This is a genomic window from Rodentibacter pneumotropicus DSM 21403 (assembly GCF_000379905.1).
Taxonomy (GTDB): Bacteria; Pseudomonadota; Gammaproteobacteria; order Enterobacterales; family Pasteurellaceae; genus Rodentibacter; species Rodentibacter pneumotropicus.
Genome location: NZ_KB904040.1, coordinates 221,021 through 234,261, shown reverse-complemented (window position 1 = coordinate 234,261; position 13,241 = coordinate 221,021). Strand labels below are relative to the sequence as shown.

Sequence of the window (13,241 nt, the reverse complement as noted above, 5' to 3'; positions counted from 1 at the left end):
TCATTTTTTTATTCACTTTTTCACTTTTTCACCCTAAAAGAAAGTAACGTATTGATTTAAAAGATAAAAATGGTGGGTGAATAAAATAAATCATTCTCCAATGAGGTCGCTTTATTCACTTTATCACCCTTTTTATCACTTTATCACTTTTTCACCCTAGAATAATTTTTATAAAATCCTTATATATCAATATCTTATTCATCTTTAGGGTGAAAAAGTGAAAAAGTGAATAAAAAAAATCACTTTCAGAAAAATTTCAAAATTCCATAAAAAAACGCATTTTCGGTTAAAAAATGCGCCTTTGGGTGGGTTTTACAGATTCTGCCACTTTATCATCGTGCCGTCTTTATCCTTAAATTTAACGTTTGTGTAATTATAGCCCCCTTTTAAATTCCTATTTTGGAACCGGGTTTTATAGCCGGCAGTTTTGAAGGCAATATCTAATTCTTGTTTTAAATCGTTTGGTTTTAATCGCGCTTTTTCCGGTCTGCCGTGGATATCGCAAAAAAGTAAATACGTCCAATAAAGGCGGGTGTAAATTTGCGGGCTATCATTTGCCGGCATGCCTCGCGAGCTGCCAAAAATAAGCCCTTGATTTGTTACTTGCTCCAGTAGGGTAAATTCTTCGATAAATTCTAAAATATGGTCGTTTTTTCTTTTCATTTCTAACGCCTCTTTGCTCTTTCTTTGTCGGTTTAATGCCTCTTTCGCCTCATTCGGGTCGCTAAATTCATCATAAAGTTTACGGATAATACCGCCTAATTCACGTTGAATTTTCTCCACAAGGTGCTCATCTTTGTCCTTATCTTCTACCGCACGTGTAAAAGGAAATAATACGCGGCGGCGTTCCATGCCGCCCCCATCATTTTTATAAATTGGCAAGGTGTTTGAACAGATAGCAATAATGGCATTCACTTTTGCACTGAATGATTTTTTATTTTTAGGGTTGAATGTAATTTCATCGCCGCCGGAAATTCGTTTGATAATTGAGGAATCACCAACAAAACGCGTCTGATCCGGTGAGAATAAAAAGGTTTTATTCAAGATAATATCGCGCGCCTTTTCATCTTTTAATAATTCCAAGTCAATTGCGGTATGGTTGCCCTCACCGCTTATCATCTTGGCGACTTGTAAAAAAGTACTTTTACCGCCGCCCGGCTCGCCAATCAATTCTAGAGTTAATTGCCAGTCGTGGCGATTATTCAAAATCATATAAAGGGCGGCTAATAATGATTTTTTCCGCTCTTTACTATCGTTACTGATAAAATCAATCCACTTGTCAAAATTCGGGGTAGGCGTTTGCGTTTCTAAATAATCGCAAGGATTAAAACCGGTTAAATAATATTCCTTACGGTGTGGCATAAATTCCAATGTATTTTTATTTAGTACGCCATTTTTAAACGCCAATAATTTCGCGTCTGTTTGTTCAAATAAAGGCAGATCTACATTTAAACATTTGATCACATTATTAAGCGTATCAACATTCTTGTATTTCGTGTTGTATTCTTCATAAAAGGCTTTAACTTTGCGTTGTAACTCATTTTCTCCAATAACTTCCCAAATGATCCCGTTATAACCATAAATAATGCCTTGCTCTGCATGATAAGAAAGGGGCTTTTTCTGCCACTTATAAAAATATTCCGCTACTTCCGCGGCTGAAAGTTTTTTCAATGTTTCTGCATCAAGCTCTATCATTTCTGGCGATATAGTCAAATCGGAAAATTCCACATCTTGGCGGATTCTTCCGATATAGCCGCTTAAATCTTCTAATAGTTCGCCGGTGCTATTTTTTAATGTAAAAGATTTAACCTTGCTTGTTTTGGCTAGGTGATTACATAAATCAGTCAGAATCTGTTGATTTTCACGAATCGTTATGCCGTTTTCACTGCTTTTGACTTTGAAAAAATCGCTTGTGTCGATAATACTTGCCACTTCATGATCGTCAGGCAAAATAGCAAGATTAAATAAGTTCTCCAATGCGTTATCGTCAAGAATAACGGGGCTTTCATTGTATCGATTGGGGTTATCGGGATCCCGTAAATCGGCTAATAGCTGCCATTTTAAACCTTGTCCGTTGGTTTTTTCGTCTTTCGGGTTTTGGCGGTAAAATTCCCAAGGCTCGCCCATCAAAATATAGATTTCTTGTGCCGGTGATACGTTCTCTTTTAAAACGTTTTTCAAATTAGGGGCTCTTTTTAATTTCATTTTGAACACTCCTTAACATTTCTATTCTTAAAAAACGCAATCACATCGCCGGCGCGGTATTTTTTCGGGCTGCGTGGGCGCGGGTCGCCTAAGGTTGCCGGAAAGCCCGGCAATTTAATTAAGGTTTGAATCACATAACCATAAGAACAGCCCGCATAGTCGGCTATGTCGTGTGGTGTCCATATTTTATCGGCGTTTAATTGTTGCGCCTCTATGGTTTGCACTCGGGCTTTCAGGCTTTCCAATTCCTTTAATAAAAAATCTGTGGTTGGTTTCTTTTCCATATCTCCCCCTAGCGTTGTTGCCGTCTTGCTTGTTTTTGTTGAATGCGCTGTTTTTTCTTGCGGCGTTGTGCTTTGGCTTTGATAAATTGCGCTTGTTGTACTAATCGTTCGGCTTTCTGCCATAGGGCGATCCCCTCTTCATCGCTAAAAATTTCAATCAGCGTGCCATTTGGTAAAGTGATTCTATGCGTGATCATGGCTCGCTCCTTTCTGTAAAGTAGGGTGGGATTTGGGAAAACATTGATCTAATTTCCCTTGAATTCGGTCGATCTGTAACTGTTGAAAGTGCGCAATATTCAACATAAAGCCGCGCAATTCGTTTATATCTTTCAAATAATCGGTAGCACCAGCTATTTCTAAGCACGTGCCTAGGGTTTCAAGACGAGAAACTTCCGTTTGGATTTCATCAAGAAAAGAAAGGGAAAGATTAGGCATAAATCCCCCCTTGCACAAAAGTGCGGTCAAATTTCGGGTTGATTTTGGCGATAAGTGAAAGGCATTGAAAATCGGCGCTAAGGCTTAGGCGCGCGTTGGTTTCGTTGTTGGCTTGAATAGTTTGAACGCACAAATTAAAGTGCGGGTGCGTGCGATTCACGCATAGAAATTTGTAGATCATTTCTGCGGTTTCCTTGTATTCATTTTCAAGAGTTACCGCTAAAATTGTCACGTTTTGGCGGTAACGCGTAACGGGGTGACAAACTGCCATACAAGGAAAGCAGCCAACCGCAAGCGGTTGCCCATTACGCGCTACCATTGAGAATAGTCTATCAGAAGATAGATTATTTGGGAGAGGTGCGCGAGCGCTACGAACAAAAAAAGCGCAAATTGGCGCGCTGTTGTTCGCCTTGTATATTTTCAGCTTGTCACGGCCGGCTTCAGATTTTGCTAAAGCGGATTTAATATAGTTTAATTTCGTTTTAACTGTCAAGCCGCTTTGTAAAAATTTTCTGTTTTTAGGTGCGAAAAGGTTGCACCCCACCGCATTAAACGGTAGATTGTCGTTTAAATAGTTCATTGAATTATTCGCTTTAAATTGTCGTTATAGGGAACGGGCTTATCTTTCGGGGTAAGCCCTTATTTTTTGTTTGAGGTTTCCGCTTTGTCGTCTTGCGCCCATCGGTGCGTTTGAGCTACGGGAGAAAATTGCGCAAATTGCCCTTGTTCAAATCCGGCGCGAACAATGCCTTTCAATTCGCATGATTCGCAATAAACGTGAGCAACCGTCACAACCGCGCTAGGGCGTGTGGAACTCCGGATTTTCAACGCTTTGCCACATTCCGGGCAATCAAGCCGTAAGCCTGCCATCTTCTCCGCCTTTTGTATGGTTGGGATTTTGTTTATCTAGCCACGCTTGCACATCTTCACGCGCCCATCGGTTGGTTCTGTCATATTTAAGCGGTTTGGGAAAGTCACCCCGTTTCACTAAATAATAAATTTTTGTGCGAGAGGCGATCCCCATTTCTTCTAATTCTTGAATGGTTAATAAGGCTTTTAATGTCATATTCTTTCCTTTTATTTAAGTGCGGAATTGACCGCACTTTGATTAAATTAAACGGGTTTTAATCAAACACCGTGATTACTCCAATCTCCTTTTGCGCCTGCTTTTATCGCTCCCAATAAATCCCCCTGATTTAATCGACCTGATGCACTCATATCTGTTTCTGAACCGCCTATTAGTTCGTTTTCCGGATTTTCCACCGCACTTTTATTCGTGCTTTTATTCGCCGATTGCGCCACCGGGGCTTTTTCGCCCTGTACTTTGGCTTTTGGTTTTTTCTTGCGTTGGTCTTTTTTCTCTGCAACAGAATTGACTTCTCGAAGAGTAAATGAAACCGCCCAACCTAATTGCCCGTTTTGTTCTGTAGCAGACACTTCGCTGCTGAATTGCACTTCACGCATATTCACCGCCTCGGCAACGGTGCAAGAAACTCGATATTTACTTTGTTCGCCTTTGCCGTCTTCCGATTCGGCAAGATTAAACAATTGAGTGAGCCATTCTTTACGGTTGTAAGGAATGAATCCTGTTACGCTTAATTCTTTCGCTTTTATGCCCTTATCCGATTTCTTAGTGCTGGATTTTTGCCCGCTCATGTCTTTTTCTTCCCGTTTTACGGAAACGGTCATCAAAATATTATGCAGATAAATAGGTGTGCCATTAAGTGCCAGTTGTACGCTTGGATTGCGTTTTATCGGTTGTGGTGATGAGCCTTTGATAGCTTGTAAAGTCATAATTTTTCCTCTAATTGAAGTGAGTTATAAACCGTACTTTTACTAAATTAAATTAGGGTTTTGCCTACAATATCTTTTTCTAAATATTCCATCAGAATAACAAAGAATGTCATTTTTTCTCTTTTATCCAGTTTGTTATAGTCAGGCAAAATTGAACTATAAATTGGTATTCTTTTTTCTAATAACTCACCTTTCGTTTCATTTATAAAACGGCGTTGTTGTGATATTGGTAAGTGTGATAACTGGATCATGAGGGATAAGGGTTTACTCATTTTCAAATACCACATTTTTGTGTTCTATCGCCGCCATTAAATTAAGATTTTCCACGATATAACATTCTTGTCTTAAATAAGCGCTGATATAATCCGTCGTCTCTTCATCATTATAAATTGAGCGGTGACAACTGCCTTTTTGAGTATAAATACTTAGATTTTTCAATGTGGTAACCACGGCGCATTTTAGAGGGAACTGCGGCGGAATAATTGCCGGCATACCACCAAAATAATTTGATAAATAAAGATTGTTGATACCGTTATTTTCTGAATAATTAAATGCCCCTTGAATATTGGCATTCGTTTTAGCCACTAAATCCGCCCCCACAAAGAAAACAAGATCATTACGCTCTTGATATTGTGCCGGCAATTTATTGCGGAGTGCGGTTGCCAATTCGTCTAAGTTTTTATAATCGGCTTGTTCAGAAAATAAGGTAATTTTGCCCGCACTTTTTCCACCGGTGATGATATTTGACGGGTTTTGTTCTTTCAGTTGGGCGATCCAACCTTTCACCACATCAGATAAATCTTCGGCTTGTGTGTTTGTTGCTTCGCTTTCACCGTGCCAACCTATTTGCAACATATCTAAAATAAATTGCTGTTCCGTCAAGCGTGTGAAATTTTCCGAAAAGTTATCTTGAATCACTTCAAGCTCATCAATTAAACGCCAATCAATTTGCACGCCGCTGTCGATTTCTTGGAGTTGATAAATGTCGCCATATTCCACAATAGAACGATTACGCCCCTCATATTTACGCCCCGTTGTCGTGCCTTTTAATGCACCAAAGATTTTTTTATCTTTTTGATTTCTCACCGTTATCCAGTTAATCGCGTTGAGAAAATCAGAACGGGCTTTAAAATCTTTCATCAGCTCTTGCTGCGCCTTGTCATTAAGTGAAATGGATAATAAAACGCCTTTTCTTTCATCCAATTTATCTTGATATTTTGCCGCCAATTGGCTGGCATATTGTTTTAGTGGGGATGTTGTCATCTTGTTTTCCTCTTTAAAAAGTAAAGTGTGTTTATATACTCCGCAATCTTCATCAACGTTCACCATTTGTTTATTTCGATTGCGGAAAGGATTGTAGGGAAAAGAGAAAAAAGAAGTTGGCAATTGCCAAAAAATGGGACGAAATGCCAAATAAAAATATAACCTATTGATTTTTAAAGGTGTGAGTGTGGGATTAGTGAGAAGTTGGCAAGTGATTAAAGAATAGGCTAAAAATAACAATAGGCAAAAAAAATCTCCCGTGCTGGGACACATAGGAGATTTTCAGTTAAACCCTTAATACACTTATCATAAGGATTAGAATAAGTGTAAGGCTATTTTAGCATAAAACGCTATTTAATCATCTTTAATTTCTTTTAATACATCACCTAAATATTTTCTTATTGTTCTATCTTTTATTTTATCATCAAGAAAATCATTAGGATTTTCCTCAATAATCGTTAAAATTTCTTTGCTGATTTCATTTGTTGTGATTTTTCCTCTTGGTGATGAAAAAATCCGTTTCTTATTGTGTATTTTGTCAATAACAAGTAGTAAGCCTTTAATAATAGCACGGTGGCTTGACAACATTTTTTCGTTATTATTTGAGGGTGATTCTATTTTATTAATCTCTTCTTTAATTTTATCTTCTTTATGTTTAATAAAATCTTCATAGTGTTCTATCTTATATAAAATATCTTCTATTTGAAATTTTGAAACATAAACTTCAGATATAAAATCAAATTCGTGATTTACAATATCAGAAAGAGTGATATTAAAGGTAGGGCAAAACCATTCATCAGATTCATAATCAACAAGTTTATTCTCTAATAAATTACCATTCATATAAAACTTTTTATCTTTATATCCCACTAGTGAAAAATAGCCAGAAAATTGTTCTATTTCATCAACTACAATTACCTCTTGTCTCCCTAAATCTGAATCATTCATAAAAAAATTAGATTTAAAACTAAAGCTAATTTTTCCTTTCAAATCAAATAAAGGTGCATAAAATGATTTTCCCCTTTTATTTAAAATAACTCTACCCACGCTATAATATTTATCTTCATCGTCTAGGTGATAACCAAAAGAGCCAGAAATATCCATAATAGAAATATAAAAACTAGCACTTTTTCTAGGTATAGGGAAAGAGAATTTTTTTGTAAAAAATAGCTGCTTATTTTTGAAATAAATAAACGTAAAAAGAGAGATTTCACCAGCATCAAATAAATTCATTAGATGTTCTCGGTTTACTTCTAAATTCTGTTTAAGAAAATCATCAAGAAGAATAAAATCATCATCAAATTGGTTTTTCATACATGTCTCAATACTGTTTATTTATATAGTAAAGATAGCACAATACTTTTTGTTTGAATAGTCTCAAGTCGTCAAAATTCGTCCCAAATCGTTCAAAACGGCATAAAAAAGCCCCGTATCTTCTACGGGGCGTTGCGCCATCCACAATTTTCAGCTACTGATTAGCCAGCTCTTCTAGTTCGCGTATATATTCACGCTTTTGCCATGAGCCGCCGCCCGGATTAGGAATGCTAAATTTAATCTCCGGCATATTAATTTTTAAATGGCTAATATCAGATTTTTTATCTAGATGAGATTTAACTTTCCCAACAAATAGATTTAAAAATGCTTCTTCATGATTATAGTGAATATAGTTTGAAAATAAAACGCTGCTTTTATTTTCAAATAGAATTGAATAGATTTCATTGATTTTCTTCATAGACTCACTTTTGAAAAACTCTTCCATGAATTCTTGAGCAATTAAATCTAAGGCTTTTGTTTTGATACGGATAGAGTTATCTGAAAATGCTTTATATTCTGTGATTAGTAGAAGTTTTAATTTCGCATCAAATTTTGTGATAACTTTATTCAGTGCATTAATCTTTAATGTATTTTTACTCACACGCTCGGAAACTTCATCAAAGCCCTCAAAATTAATCTCTCCGGTATCACTTACTTGAAGGTTATCAATTTCTTTTTGTGCCTCTTGGTTTTCCTGTTCCAGTGCCTCAATCATTTTTTGATTGCGTTCAATGTTTGATTTAATCGTTAAAGCCTTATCTTGAACGGCTAAAAAGGCTTGATTATTTTTGTTTAGTTCTGCAATCAGCTTTTCTAGTTCCGCTTGCTTTTCCGGATTTTGTAGTGTCATTGGTTTGTCTCCTGTTGGTTTCGTTTGTTAATTTGTTCTTTCATCCAGGCATTCACTTCACTTTCAAGCCAAACTGAATTTTGTTTATTCAGTTGAATACTTTTAGGAAATTCACCGGCTTTCATATTTCGATAGATTGTGGAGCGACCTAAGCCTGTTTTATTCATCACTTCCGGCAGTTTAATAAATCGTTCCGCCTGTGCTGTCTTCTCGGCCATAACTTTCCTTATCATAAAAAAGTAGATTCATAGGTATCCAAATTCATCCCATTGGATAGGGCAAAAATAAAATATTTATCTCGGATCAAATAGAAAATTTAATTGTGAAATGACGAACCACAATAAAAGGATAAAAAATAAACAATTCTTAGACATGACACGGAAATTTTTCACGGAAAATCCCACGCCACGGAAAATCCACTTCCTCCCCCGCCAAATTTGCGTTAAAAATTGATAAAATTACAGTTAATTTTCAGCCGCTAAAATAGCGAAAACCCTTGCTATATCTAGCTTTAGATACATCAATCTAACTAATTCTTAACTGTAAAAATTACACTCTTTTTCACTATTTTTCAGTTAAGAAAAAGTATGATTTTCTTGATATAAACTATAACCATTTGATTTATAATAAATTTCAAGATTTTACGTGGGCTGAATAGCAAAAAAACATTTCAGTTAAGAGGGAAAAGCGGTAAATGGTAGAGTGTAAAATATGCGGCTCAAAAGCCCTAATAAACAAAGGCCAAAGAGAACACAAAGAATTTACTAAGCTCTATTGCACCTGTAAAAATCAGGATTGCGGGCATAAATTCGTATTAAATTTAGAATTTAGCCACACAACAAAGCCTAGTAAATTAAAAGAACAAGATTATTTTAAATATATCCTCACTTGCTTACCGAATGACAAAAAACAAGAAATTTTAGAGGTGTTAATGAATGATCAAGCGTAAAGTGCCTTAAATTTACATTCTTCCACATAATCGCCCCATTTCTGCATAATTTCTTGTCGGGAGCGCCATTTTTTCGATTTATCATACGCCGCACGCACCTTACCGCGGTTCTCATGGGATAAACAAAGCTCAATGGCTTCTGATGAAAAAATATCAAGCTCATGAAGATAAGTGCTGGCAATACTGCGCAATCCGTGAGCGACTAACAAATCTTTAAATCCCATTCGTTTTAATGCCACGTTAGCCGCACCGCTATTCATAGGGCGATTATAAGGCGCAACACGGCTACAAAACACATATTTACGGTTGCCCGTATAACGGCGCATTTGCTCTAACACATTCAAGGCTTGAGAGGAAAGCGGAACACTATGCGCACGTTTACCGCCTTTCATCCGCTCTGCCGGAATATGTAAGGCTTTTGCTTCCCAGTCAATATCAGCCCATTCTATCGTCACCGCCTCGGAACTTCTCAAAATGCTCAATAACTGCCACTCGATTAAAAGTGCGGTCGGTTTCTTCACATCTGCCCCTTGTAACACTTGGAATAGGCGCGGCAAATCTTCCGGCTTAATGGTCGGGTGATTCCTCGTCTCTACATACGTAAATTCATCATGAATATTGCGAAAAGGATTCTTAATAATCAAATCTTCATCTTCTGCCATTCTAAAAATCTGATTAATAGCAATATTGATTTTATAAAGCGTATTGGAATTTTTCAGCGGTGAAAGCGCCGGGCCAAAAGTCTCATAATTTGCCTCATCAATCGGCAGATCTGCGATTTTAGGGAATAAATGCAACTCTACGCGGCGGAATGCTTCATTTACGGTTTGCGCCTTGAGTTTCCCCAATTTTAATCGTTTATCGCGCCATCTAATCGCCATCTCTGCAAAGGTGATTTTCTTTTCCTCTACAACCTCATTTAAAGATTGGCGATACTTTAGCGGATCAACATTACGCAAAATAAGTCCCCGGTATTCCCGCGCTAATTCGCGTGCATGGATAAGAGATAAATCAGGGAACGCCCCTAAACTAAGTTTTCTGTGTTTCCCCTGCCATTTATAGGCAAAGTACCAAATCTTAGCGCTATTGGGTTTTATTCTGACATAAAGTCCGCCCCCATCTGATTTAATGTATTCTTTTTCGGCGGCTTTAAGATTCTGAATCGTTGTATTTGTTAAAGGTTTAACTATCTTGCTCATATCACATCATCTCATAAAGAATAAGGTGTAATCGCATTTTTAGATCCCTCGCAAAAAGCCCTAAACAGTGAGGGATCTAAACAGGGATCTAAAAAATGCGGCTATAAGCAATCAGAAATAAACAGTAATGAACATTAATGAATAGCAACTCATTGAAATATTAATGAATTTTTATCTGAAGTGAACGTTGGTGAACGTTGATGAATTGTGTTCTGGCGGTGAGAGGGGGATTCGAACCCCCGATGCAGTTTCCCACATACACGCTTTCCAGGCGTGCTCCTTCAACCACTCGGACATCTCACCGTGCTGAGGTGCGCAAACTATAAAGATTTGCAGAAATTTAGTCAAGTTTTTTGAGCTATAATATAAAAATCTTCTTAAATTTTCGTTAGAATAACGATATTTTGTTCATGTTTTGCCGTTTTTTTATGCACCTTAAATCATTATTTTCTAAAAATGTGTTTTTAGCCGTAAAACCTTTCAGTGCTTTAAAGGATTCATTTCGAGCCGGATACACAAAAAAATCATTCATTCGGGATATTATTGCAGGCTTAACCGTAGGCGTGATAGCTATTCCCCTTTCTATGGCGTTGGCGATTGCTAGTGGTGTACCGCCTCAACATGGGCTTTATACGGCAATTATCGCAGGAACGGTAATCGCAATTACGGGGGGCTCCCGCTTCAATATTTCAGGCCCTACTGCCGCTTTTGTGGTGATTTTGTATCCGGTAACCCAGCAATTTGGTTTGAGCGGTTTATTGATGGCAACGCTACTTTCCGGACTGATCTTAATTTTAATGGCACTATTTCGCCTTGGTCGATTAATTGAATATATTCCATTGCCGGTAACTTTAGGTTTTACCTGTGGGATTGGGATTACCATCGGTACTCTACAAATTAAAGATTTTTTAGGCTTGAAGATTGAGCAAATGCCGGCACATTTTTTAGAAAAAATTCATGCAATTTTGACCGCACTTCCTACGATTAATTGGGCTGATATGGTGGTGGGCATGGTAACTTTGTTGGTATTAACCCAATGGCATAAATTACGCCTTGCGATACCGGGACATTTACCGGCAGTGATTATCGGCACAATGCTGGCACTCGTTTTACAATATTTTGAATTTAATGTGGAGACGATTGGATCCGCATTCCAATATACGTTGCCGGACGGTTCAATCGGGTATGGTATTCCGGACGTTTTGCCAGATCTTTCCTTACCATGGAATATTCCTCATGCACAAGGTGAGTTGGTTCAATGGGATTTTGATAGTTTGCAAGCCTTGTTACCGGCTGCGTTTTCTATGGCGGTGTTAGGTGCGATTGAATCGTTACTCTGTGCGGTGGTGCTTGATAATATGACGGATACCAAACATCATTCGAATAACGAACTGTTAGCACAAGGATTAGGAAATATTGTTTCCCCATTTTTCGGTGGAATCACTGCTACGGCAGCTATTGCTCGTTCTGCAGCGAATGTCAAATCCGGCGCGGTTTCACCGATTGCCAGCGTAGTGCATGGGCTTCTCGTGTTATTTGCATTATTGTTTTTCGCAAAAGCCCTCTCTTATCTTCCTCTTTCCTCTATGGCTGCGCTACTTTTAATCGTTGCATGGAATATGGCAAGTGTACACGAAATCATAAATCTTGCCCGCCGTTCCAGTAAAAATGAGCTTACCGTATTATTTACCTGCTTAATTTTAACCGTGTTATTTGATATGGTAATTGCAATCAGCGTAGGCGTATTGTTAGCGAGCCTCTTGTTTATCCGTACCATTGCGGAAATGACAAAAGCCATTGAATATAATGCACCGGACGATCTTAATGATGTTTTAGTCTATCGCATTAGTGGACCTTTGTTTTTTGCTGCGGCAGATAAATTATTTTCAGATTTGCATGATAAAACGGTACATACGGATCATGAAATCAAGCATATCGTATTACAGTGTGATGCTGTGACGGTACTGGATGCAGGGGGAATTCATGCACTCACAAGATTTGTGCAACATATGTTACCGCACCAGCAACTTTATTTGTGTAATATGCAGTTCCAACCGCTCAGGATGTTAGTGAAATCAAATACAGTACCTGAAATACAAAAAATTAATTTTTCCTCTGATTTACCGGAAACCTTTAATAAAATTCGCGATTTTGAGCAATCTAATCCATAATAAAAACAAAAGCGTGCTAGAATAGTGCGCTTTTTTATAACATATTAAGGAATTTTCAATGCGCCCAAATAACCGAGAAAATTATCAATCCCGTCCGATAAAAATTACCCGTCATTACACCAAACATGCCGAAGGTTCGGTTCTCGTCGAGTTTGGTGATACGAAAGTCCTTTGTACTGCTACGGTGGAAGAGACTGTACCGCGTTTTTTAAAAGGTCAAAATCAAGGTTGGGTTACTGCTGAATATGGTATGTTGCCACGCTCTACCCATAGCCGTATGCAACGTGAAGCGGCAAAAGGTAAACAAGGTGGGCGAACAATGGAAATTCAACGTTTAATTGCCCGCTCTTTACGCGCGATGATTGATTTAAAAGCCTTGGGAGAACGGGCAATCACCTTAGATTGTGATGTGATTCAGGCTGATGGTGGTACTCGCACCGCTTCAATTACCGGTGCGGCTGTTGCATTATGTGATGCGGTTAATGGTTTAATTGAGAATGGTACGTTAAAAACAAATCCGATTAAAGGCTTGGTCGCTGCTGTTTCAGTGGGGATTGTTGAAGGAAGAGCCGTCTGTGATTTGGAATATGTGGAAGATTCTGCGGCAGAAACCGATATGAACGTCGTGATGATGGAAGACGGGCGTATGATTGAAGTTCAGGGCACCGCCGAAGGTGAGCCGTTTAGTCATGAAGAATTACTGACCTTATTGGATTTAGCCAAACAAGGTTGCCAACAAATTTTTGCCGCACAACGTGAAGCATTGGGGTTATAAAA

The 13,241-nt window shown here is 38.1% G+C and carries 17 protein-coding genes and 1 tRNA gene; 3 read left to right on the top strand and 15 right to left on the bottom strand.

Annotated features, from left to right (window positions below; translation table 11 throughout):
* Positions 1–312 precede the first annotated feature (312 nt).
* From A3GE_RS0101190 to A3GE_RS0101130, 13 genes are all read right to left on the bottom strand, one after another.
* The gene (locus A3GE_RS0101190; protein ID WP_018355456.1) at positions 313–2,205 is read right to left on the bottom strand and encodes a DNA primase family protein; all 1,893 of its coding nucleotides are present in this window, start codon (positions 2,203–2,205) and stop codon (positions 313–315) included.
* On the bottom strand, positions 2,202–2,489 hold the full coding sequence (locus tag A3GE_RS0101185) for a hypothetical protein (protein ID WP_018355455.1): 288 nt from the start codon (positions 2,487–2,489) through the stop codon (positions 2,202–2,204). The genes A3GE_RS0101190 and A3GE_RS0101185 overlap by 4 nt, the downstream gene beginning before the upstream one ends.
* A gap of 8 nt (positions 2,490–2,497) precedes the next feature.
* Positions 2,498–2,686, bottom strand: a complete 189-nt coding sequence (locus tag A3GE_RS0101180) for a hypothetical protein (RefSeq protein ID WP_018355454.1) — start codon at positions 2,684–2,686, stop codon at positions 2,498–2,500.
* Positions 2,673–2,924: a hypothetical protein gene (locus A3GE_RS0101175; RefSeq protein WP_018355453.1), complete on the bottom strand. Its 252-nt coding sequence runs from the start codon at positions 2,922–2,924 to the stop codon at positions 2,673–2,675. Before A3GE_RS0101175 ends, A3GE_RS0101180 begins: the two co-directional genes overlap by 14 nt.
* The gene (locus A3GE_RS0101170; RefSeq protein ID WP_018355452.1) at positions 2,917–3,504 is read right to left on the bottom strand and encodes a host cell division inhibitor Icd-like protein; all 588 of its coding nucleotides are present in this window, start codon (positions 3,502–3,504) and stop codon (positions 2,917–2,919) included. The genes A3GE_RS0101175 and A3GE_RS0101170 overlap by 8 nt, the downstream gene beginning before the upstream one ends.
* 59 nt (positions 3,505–3,563) lie before the next feature.
* A complete protein-coding gene (locus A3GE_RS0101165; protein ID WP_018355451.1) occupies positions 3,564–3,794 on the bottom strand; it encodes a hypothetical protein in 231 nt (76 codons plus the stop codon).
* Positions 3,775–3,990 carry a helix-turn-helix transcriptional regulator gene (locus A3GE_RS0101160; protein ID WP_018355450.1) on the bottom strand — a complete coding sequence of 72 codons (216 nt, stop codon included), beginning with the start codon at positions 3,988–3,990 and terminating at the stop codon, positions 3,775–3,777. Before A3GE_RS0101160 ends, A3GE_RS0101165 begins: the two co-directional genes overlap by 20 nt.
* A 62-nt stretch (positions 3,991–4,052) precedes the next feature.
* On the bottom strand, positions 4,053–4,718 hold the full coding sequence (locus tag A3GE_RS0101155; RefSeq protein ID WP_018355449.1) for a baseplate complex protein: 666 nt from the start codon (positions 4,716–4,718) through the stop codon (positions 4,053–4,055).
* Between the two features lie 47 nt (positions 4,719–4,765).
* Complete coding sequence (locus A3GE_RS0101150; protein ID WP_143931426.1) at positions 4,766–4,990, bottom strand: hypothetical protein; 225 nt, start codon at positions 4,988–4,990, stop codon at positions 4,766–4,768.
* Positions 4,983–5,981 carry a phage major capsid protein, P2 family gene (locus A3GE_RS0101145; protein ID WP_018355447.1) on the bottom strand — a complete coding sequence of 333 codons (999 nt, stop codon included), beginning with the start codon at positions 5,979–5,981 and terminating at the stop codon, positions 4,983–4,985. Before A3GE_RS0101145 ends, A3GE_RS0101150 begins: the two co-directional genes overlap by 8 nt.
* Positions 5,982–6,335: 354 nt before the next feature.
* Positions 6,336–7,295 (bottom strand): hypothetical protein, encoded by a 960-nt coding sequence (locus tag A3GE_RS0101140; RefSeq protein ID WP_018355446.1) that lies wholly within the window; start codon positions 7,293–7,295, stop codon positions 6,336–6,338.
* Between the two features lie 154 nt (positions 7,296–7,449).
* Positions 7,450–8,145, bottom strand: a complete 696-nt coding sequence (locus tag A3GE_RS0101135; RefSeq protein WP_018355445.1) for a hypothetical protein — start codon at positions 8,143–8,145, stop codon at positions 7,450–7,452.
* Positions 8,142–8,363, bottom strand: a complete 222-nt coding sequence (locus tag A3GE_RS0101130; RefSeq protein ID WP_018355444.1) for a helix-turn-helix transcriptional regulator — start codon at positions 8,361–8,363, stop codon at positions 8,142–8,144. Before A3GE_RS0101130 ends, A3GE_RS0101135 begins: the two co-directional genes overlap by 4 nt.
* A 476-nt stretch (positions 8,364–8,839) precedes the next feature.
* Between A3GE_RS0101130 and A3GE_RS0101125 the strand changes: the two genes are divergently transcribed.
* The gene (locus A3GE_RS0101125; RefSeq protein ID WP_018355443.1) at positions 8,840–9,094 is read left to right on the top strand and encodes an ogr/Delta-like zinc finger family protein; all 255 of its coding nucleotides are present in this window, start codon (positions 8,840–8,842) and stop codon (positions 9,092–9,094) included.
* Here the strand turns inward: A3GE_RS0101125 and A3GE_RS0101120 are convergent.
* Together A3GE_RS0101120 and A3GE_RS0101115 are read right to left on the bottom strand one after the other, a co-directional pair.
* Entirely contained in the window at positions 9,085–10,293 is a 1,209-nt protein-coding gene (locus A3GE_RS0101120) for a tyrosine-type recombinase/integrase (RefSeq protein ID WP_018355442.1), read from the bottom strand. The two genes, A3GE_RS0101125 and A3GE_RS0101120, sit on opposite strands and share 10 nt — an antisense overlap.
* A gap of 213 nt (positions 10,294–10,506) precedes the next feature.
* Positions 10,507–10,596, bottom strand: a tRNA-Ser gene (locus A3GE_RS0101115).
* Positions 10,597–10,721: 125 nt separating this feature from the next.
* Between A3GE_RS0101115 and dauA the strand changes: the two genes are divergently transcribed.
* Positions 10,722–12,464, top strand: coding sequence for a C4-dicarboxylic acid transporter DauA (gene dauA / locus A3GE_RS0101110; protein ID WP_026215340.1), 1,743 nt, complete (start codon positions 10,722–10,724; stop codon positions 12,462–12,464).
* Between the two features lie 58 nt (positions 12,465–12,522).
* Positions 12,523–13,239 carry a ribonuclease PH gene (gene rph, locus A3GE_RS0101105; protein ID WP_018355440.1) on the top strand — a complete coding sequence of 239 codons (717 nt, stop codon included), beginning with the start codon at positions 12,523–12,525 and terminating at the stop codon, positions 13,237–13,239.
* Positions 13,240–13,241 lie beyond the last annotated feature (2 nt).

Excerpts from the sequence above, each read along its gene's own strand:
- A3GE_RS0101190 (WP_018355456.1), bottom strand. The coding sequence starts at position 2,205 with ATGAAATTAAAAAGAGCCCCTAATTTGAAAAACGTTTTAAAAGAGAAC.
- A3GE_RS0101185 (WP_018355455.1), bottom strand. The coding sequence starts at position 2,489 with ATGGAAAAGAAACCAACCACAGATTTTTTATTAAAGGAATTGGAAAGC.
- A3GE_RS0101180 (WP_018355454.1), bottom strand. The coding sequence starts at position 2,686 with ATGATCACGCATAGAATCACTTTACCAAATGGCACGCTGATTGAAATT.
- A3GE_RS0101175 (WP_018355453.1), bottom strand. The coding sequence starts at position 2,924 with ATGCCTAATCTTTCCCTTTCTTTTCTTGATGAAATCCAAACGGAAGTT.
- A3GE_RS0101170 (WP_018355452.1), bottom strand. The coding sequence starts at position 3,504 with ATGAACTATTTAAACGACAATCTACCGTTTAATGCGGTGGGGTGCAAC.
- A3GE_RS0101165 (WP_018355451.1), bottom strand. The coding sequence starts at position 3,794 with ATGGCAGGCTTACGGCTTGATTGCCCGGAATGTGGCAAAGCGTTGAAA.
- A3GE_RS0101160 (WP_018355450.1), bottom strand. The coding sequence starts at position 3,990 with ATGACATTAAAAGCCTTATTAACCATTCAAGAATTAGAAGAAATGGGG.
- A3GE_RS0101155 (WP_018355449.1), bottom strand. The coding sequence starts at position 4,718 with ATGACTTTACAAGCTATCAAAGGCTCATCACCACAACCGATAAAACGC.
- A3GE_RS0101150 (WP_143931426.1), bottom strand. The coding sequence starts at position 4,990 with ATGAGTAAACCCTTATCCCTCATGATCCAGTTATCACACTTACCAATA.
- A3GE_RS0101145 (WP_018355447.1), bottom strand. The coding sequence starts at position 5,981 with ATGACAACATCCCCACTAAAACAATATGCCAGCCAATTGGCGGCAAAA.
- A3GE_RS0101140 (WP_018355446.1), bottom strand. The coding sequence starts at position 7,295 with ATGAAAAACCAATTTGATGATGATTTTATTCTTCTTGATGATTTTCTT.
- A3GE_RS0101135 (WP_018355445.1), bottom strand. The coding sequence starts at position 8,145 with ATGACACTACAAAATCCGGAAAAGCAAGCGGAACTAGAAAAGCTGATT.
- A3GE_RS0101130 (WP_018355444.1), bottom strand. The coding sequence starts at position 8,363 with ATGGCCGAGAAGACAGCACAGGCGGAACGATTTATTAAACTGCCGGAA.
- A3GE_RS0101125 (WP_018355443.1), top strand. The coding sequence starts at position 8,840 with ATGGTAGAGTGTAAAATATGCGGCTCAAAAGCCCTAATAAACAAAGGC.
- A3GE_RS0101120 (WP_018355442.1), bottom strand. The coding sequence starts at position 10,293 with ATGAGCAAGATAGTTAAACCTTTAACAAATACAACGATTCAGAATCTT.
- dauA (WP_026215340.1), top strand. The coding sequence starts at position 10,722 with ATGCACCTTAAATCATTATTTTCTAAAAATGTGTTTTTAGCCGTAAAA.
- rph (WP_018355440.1), top strand. The coding sequence starts at position 12,523 with ATGCGCCCAAATAACCGAGAAAATTATCAATCCCGTCCGATAAAAATT.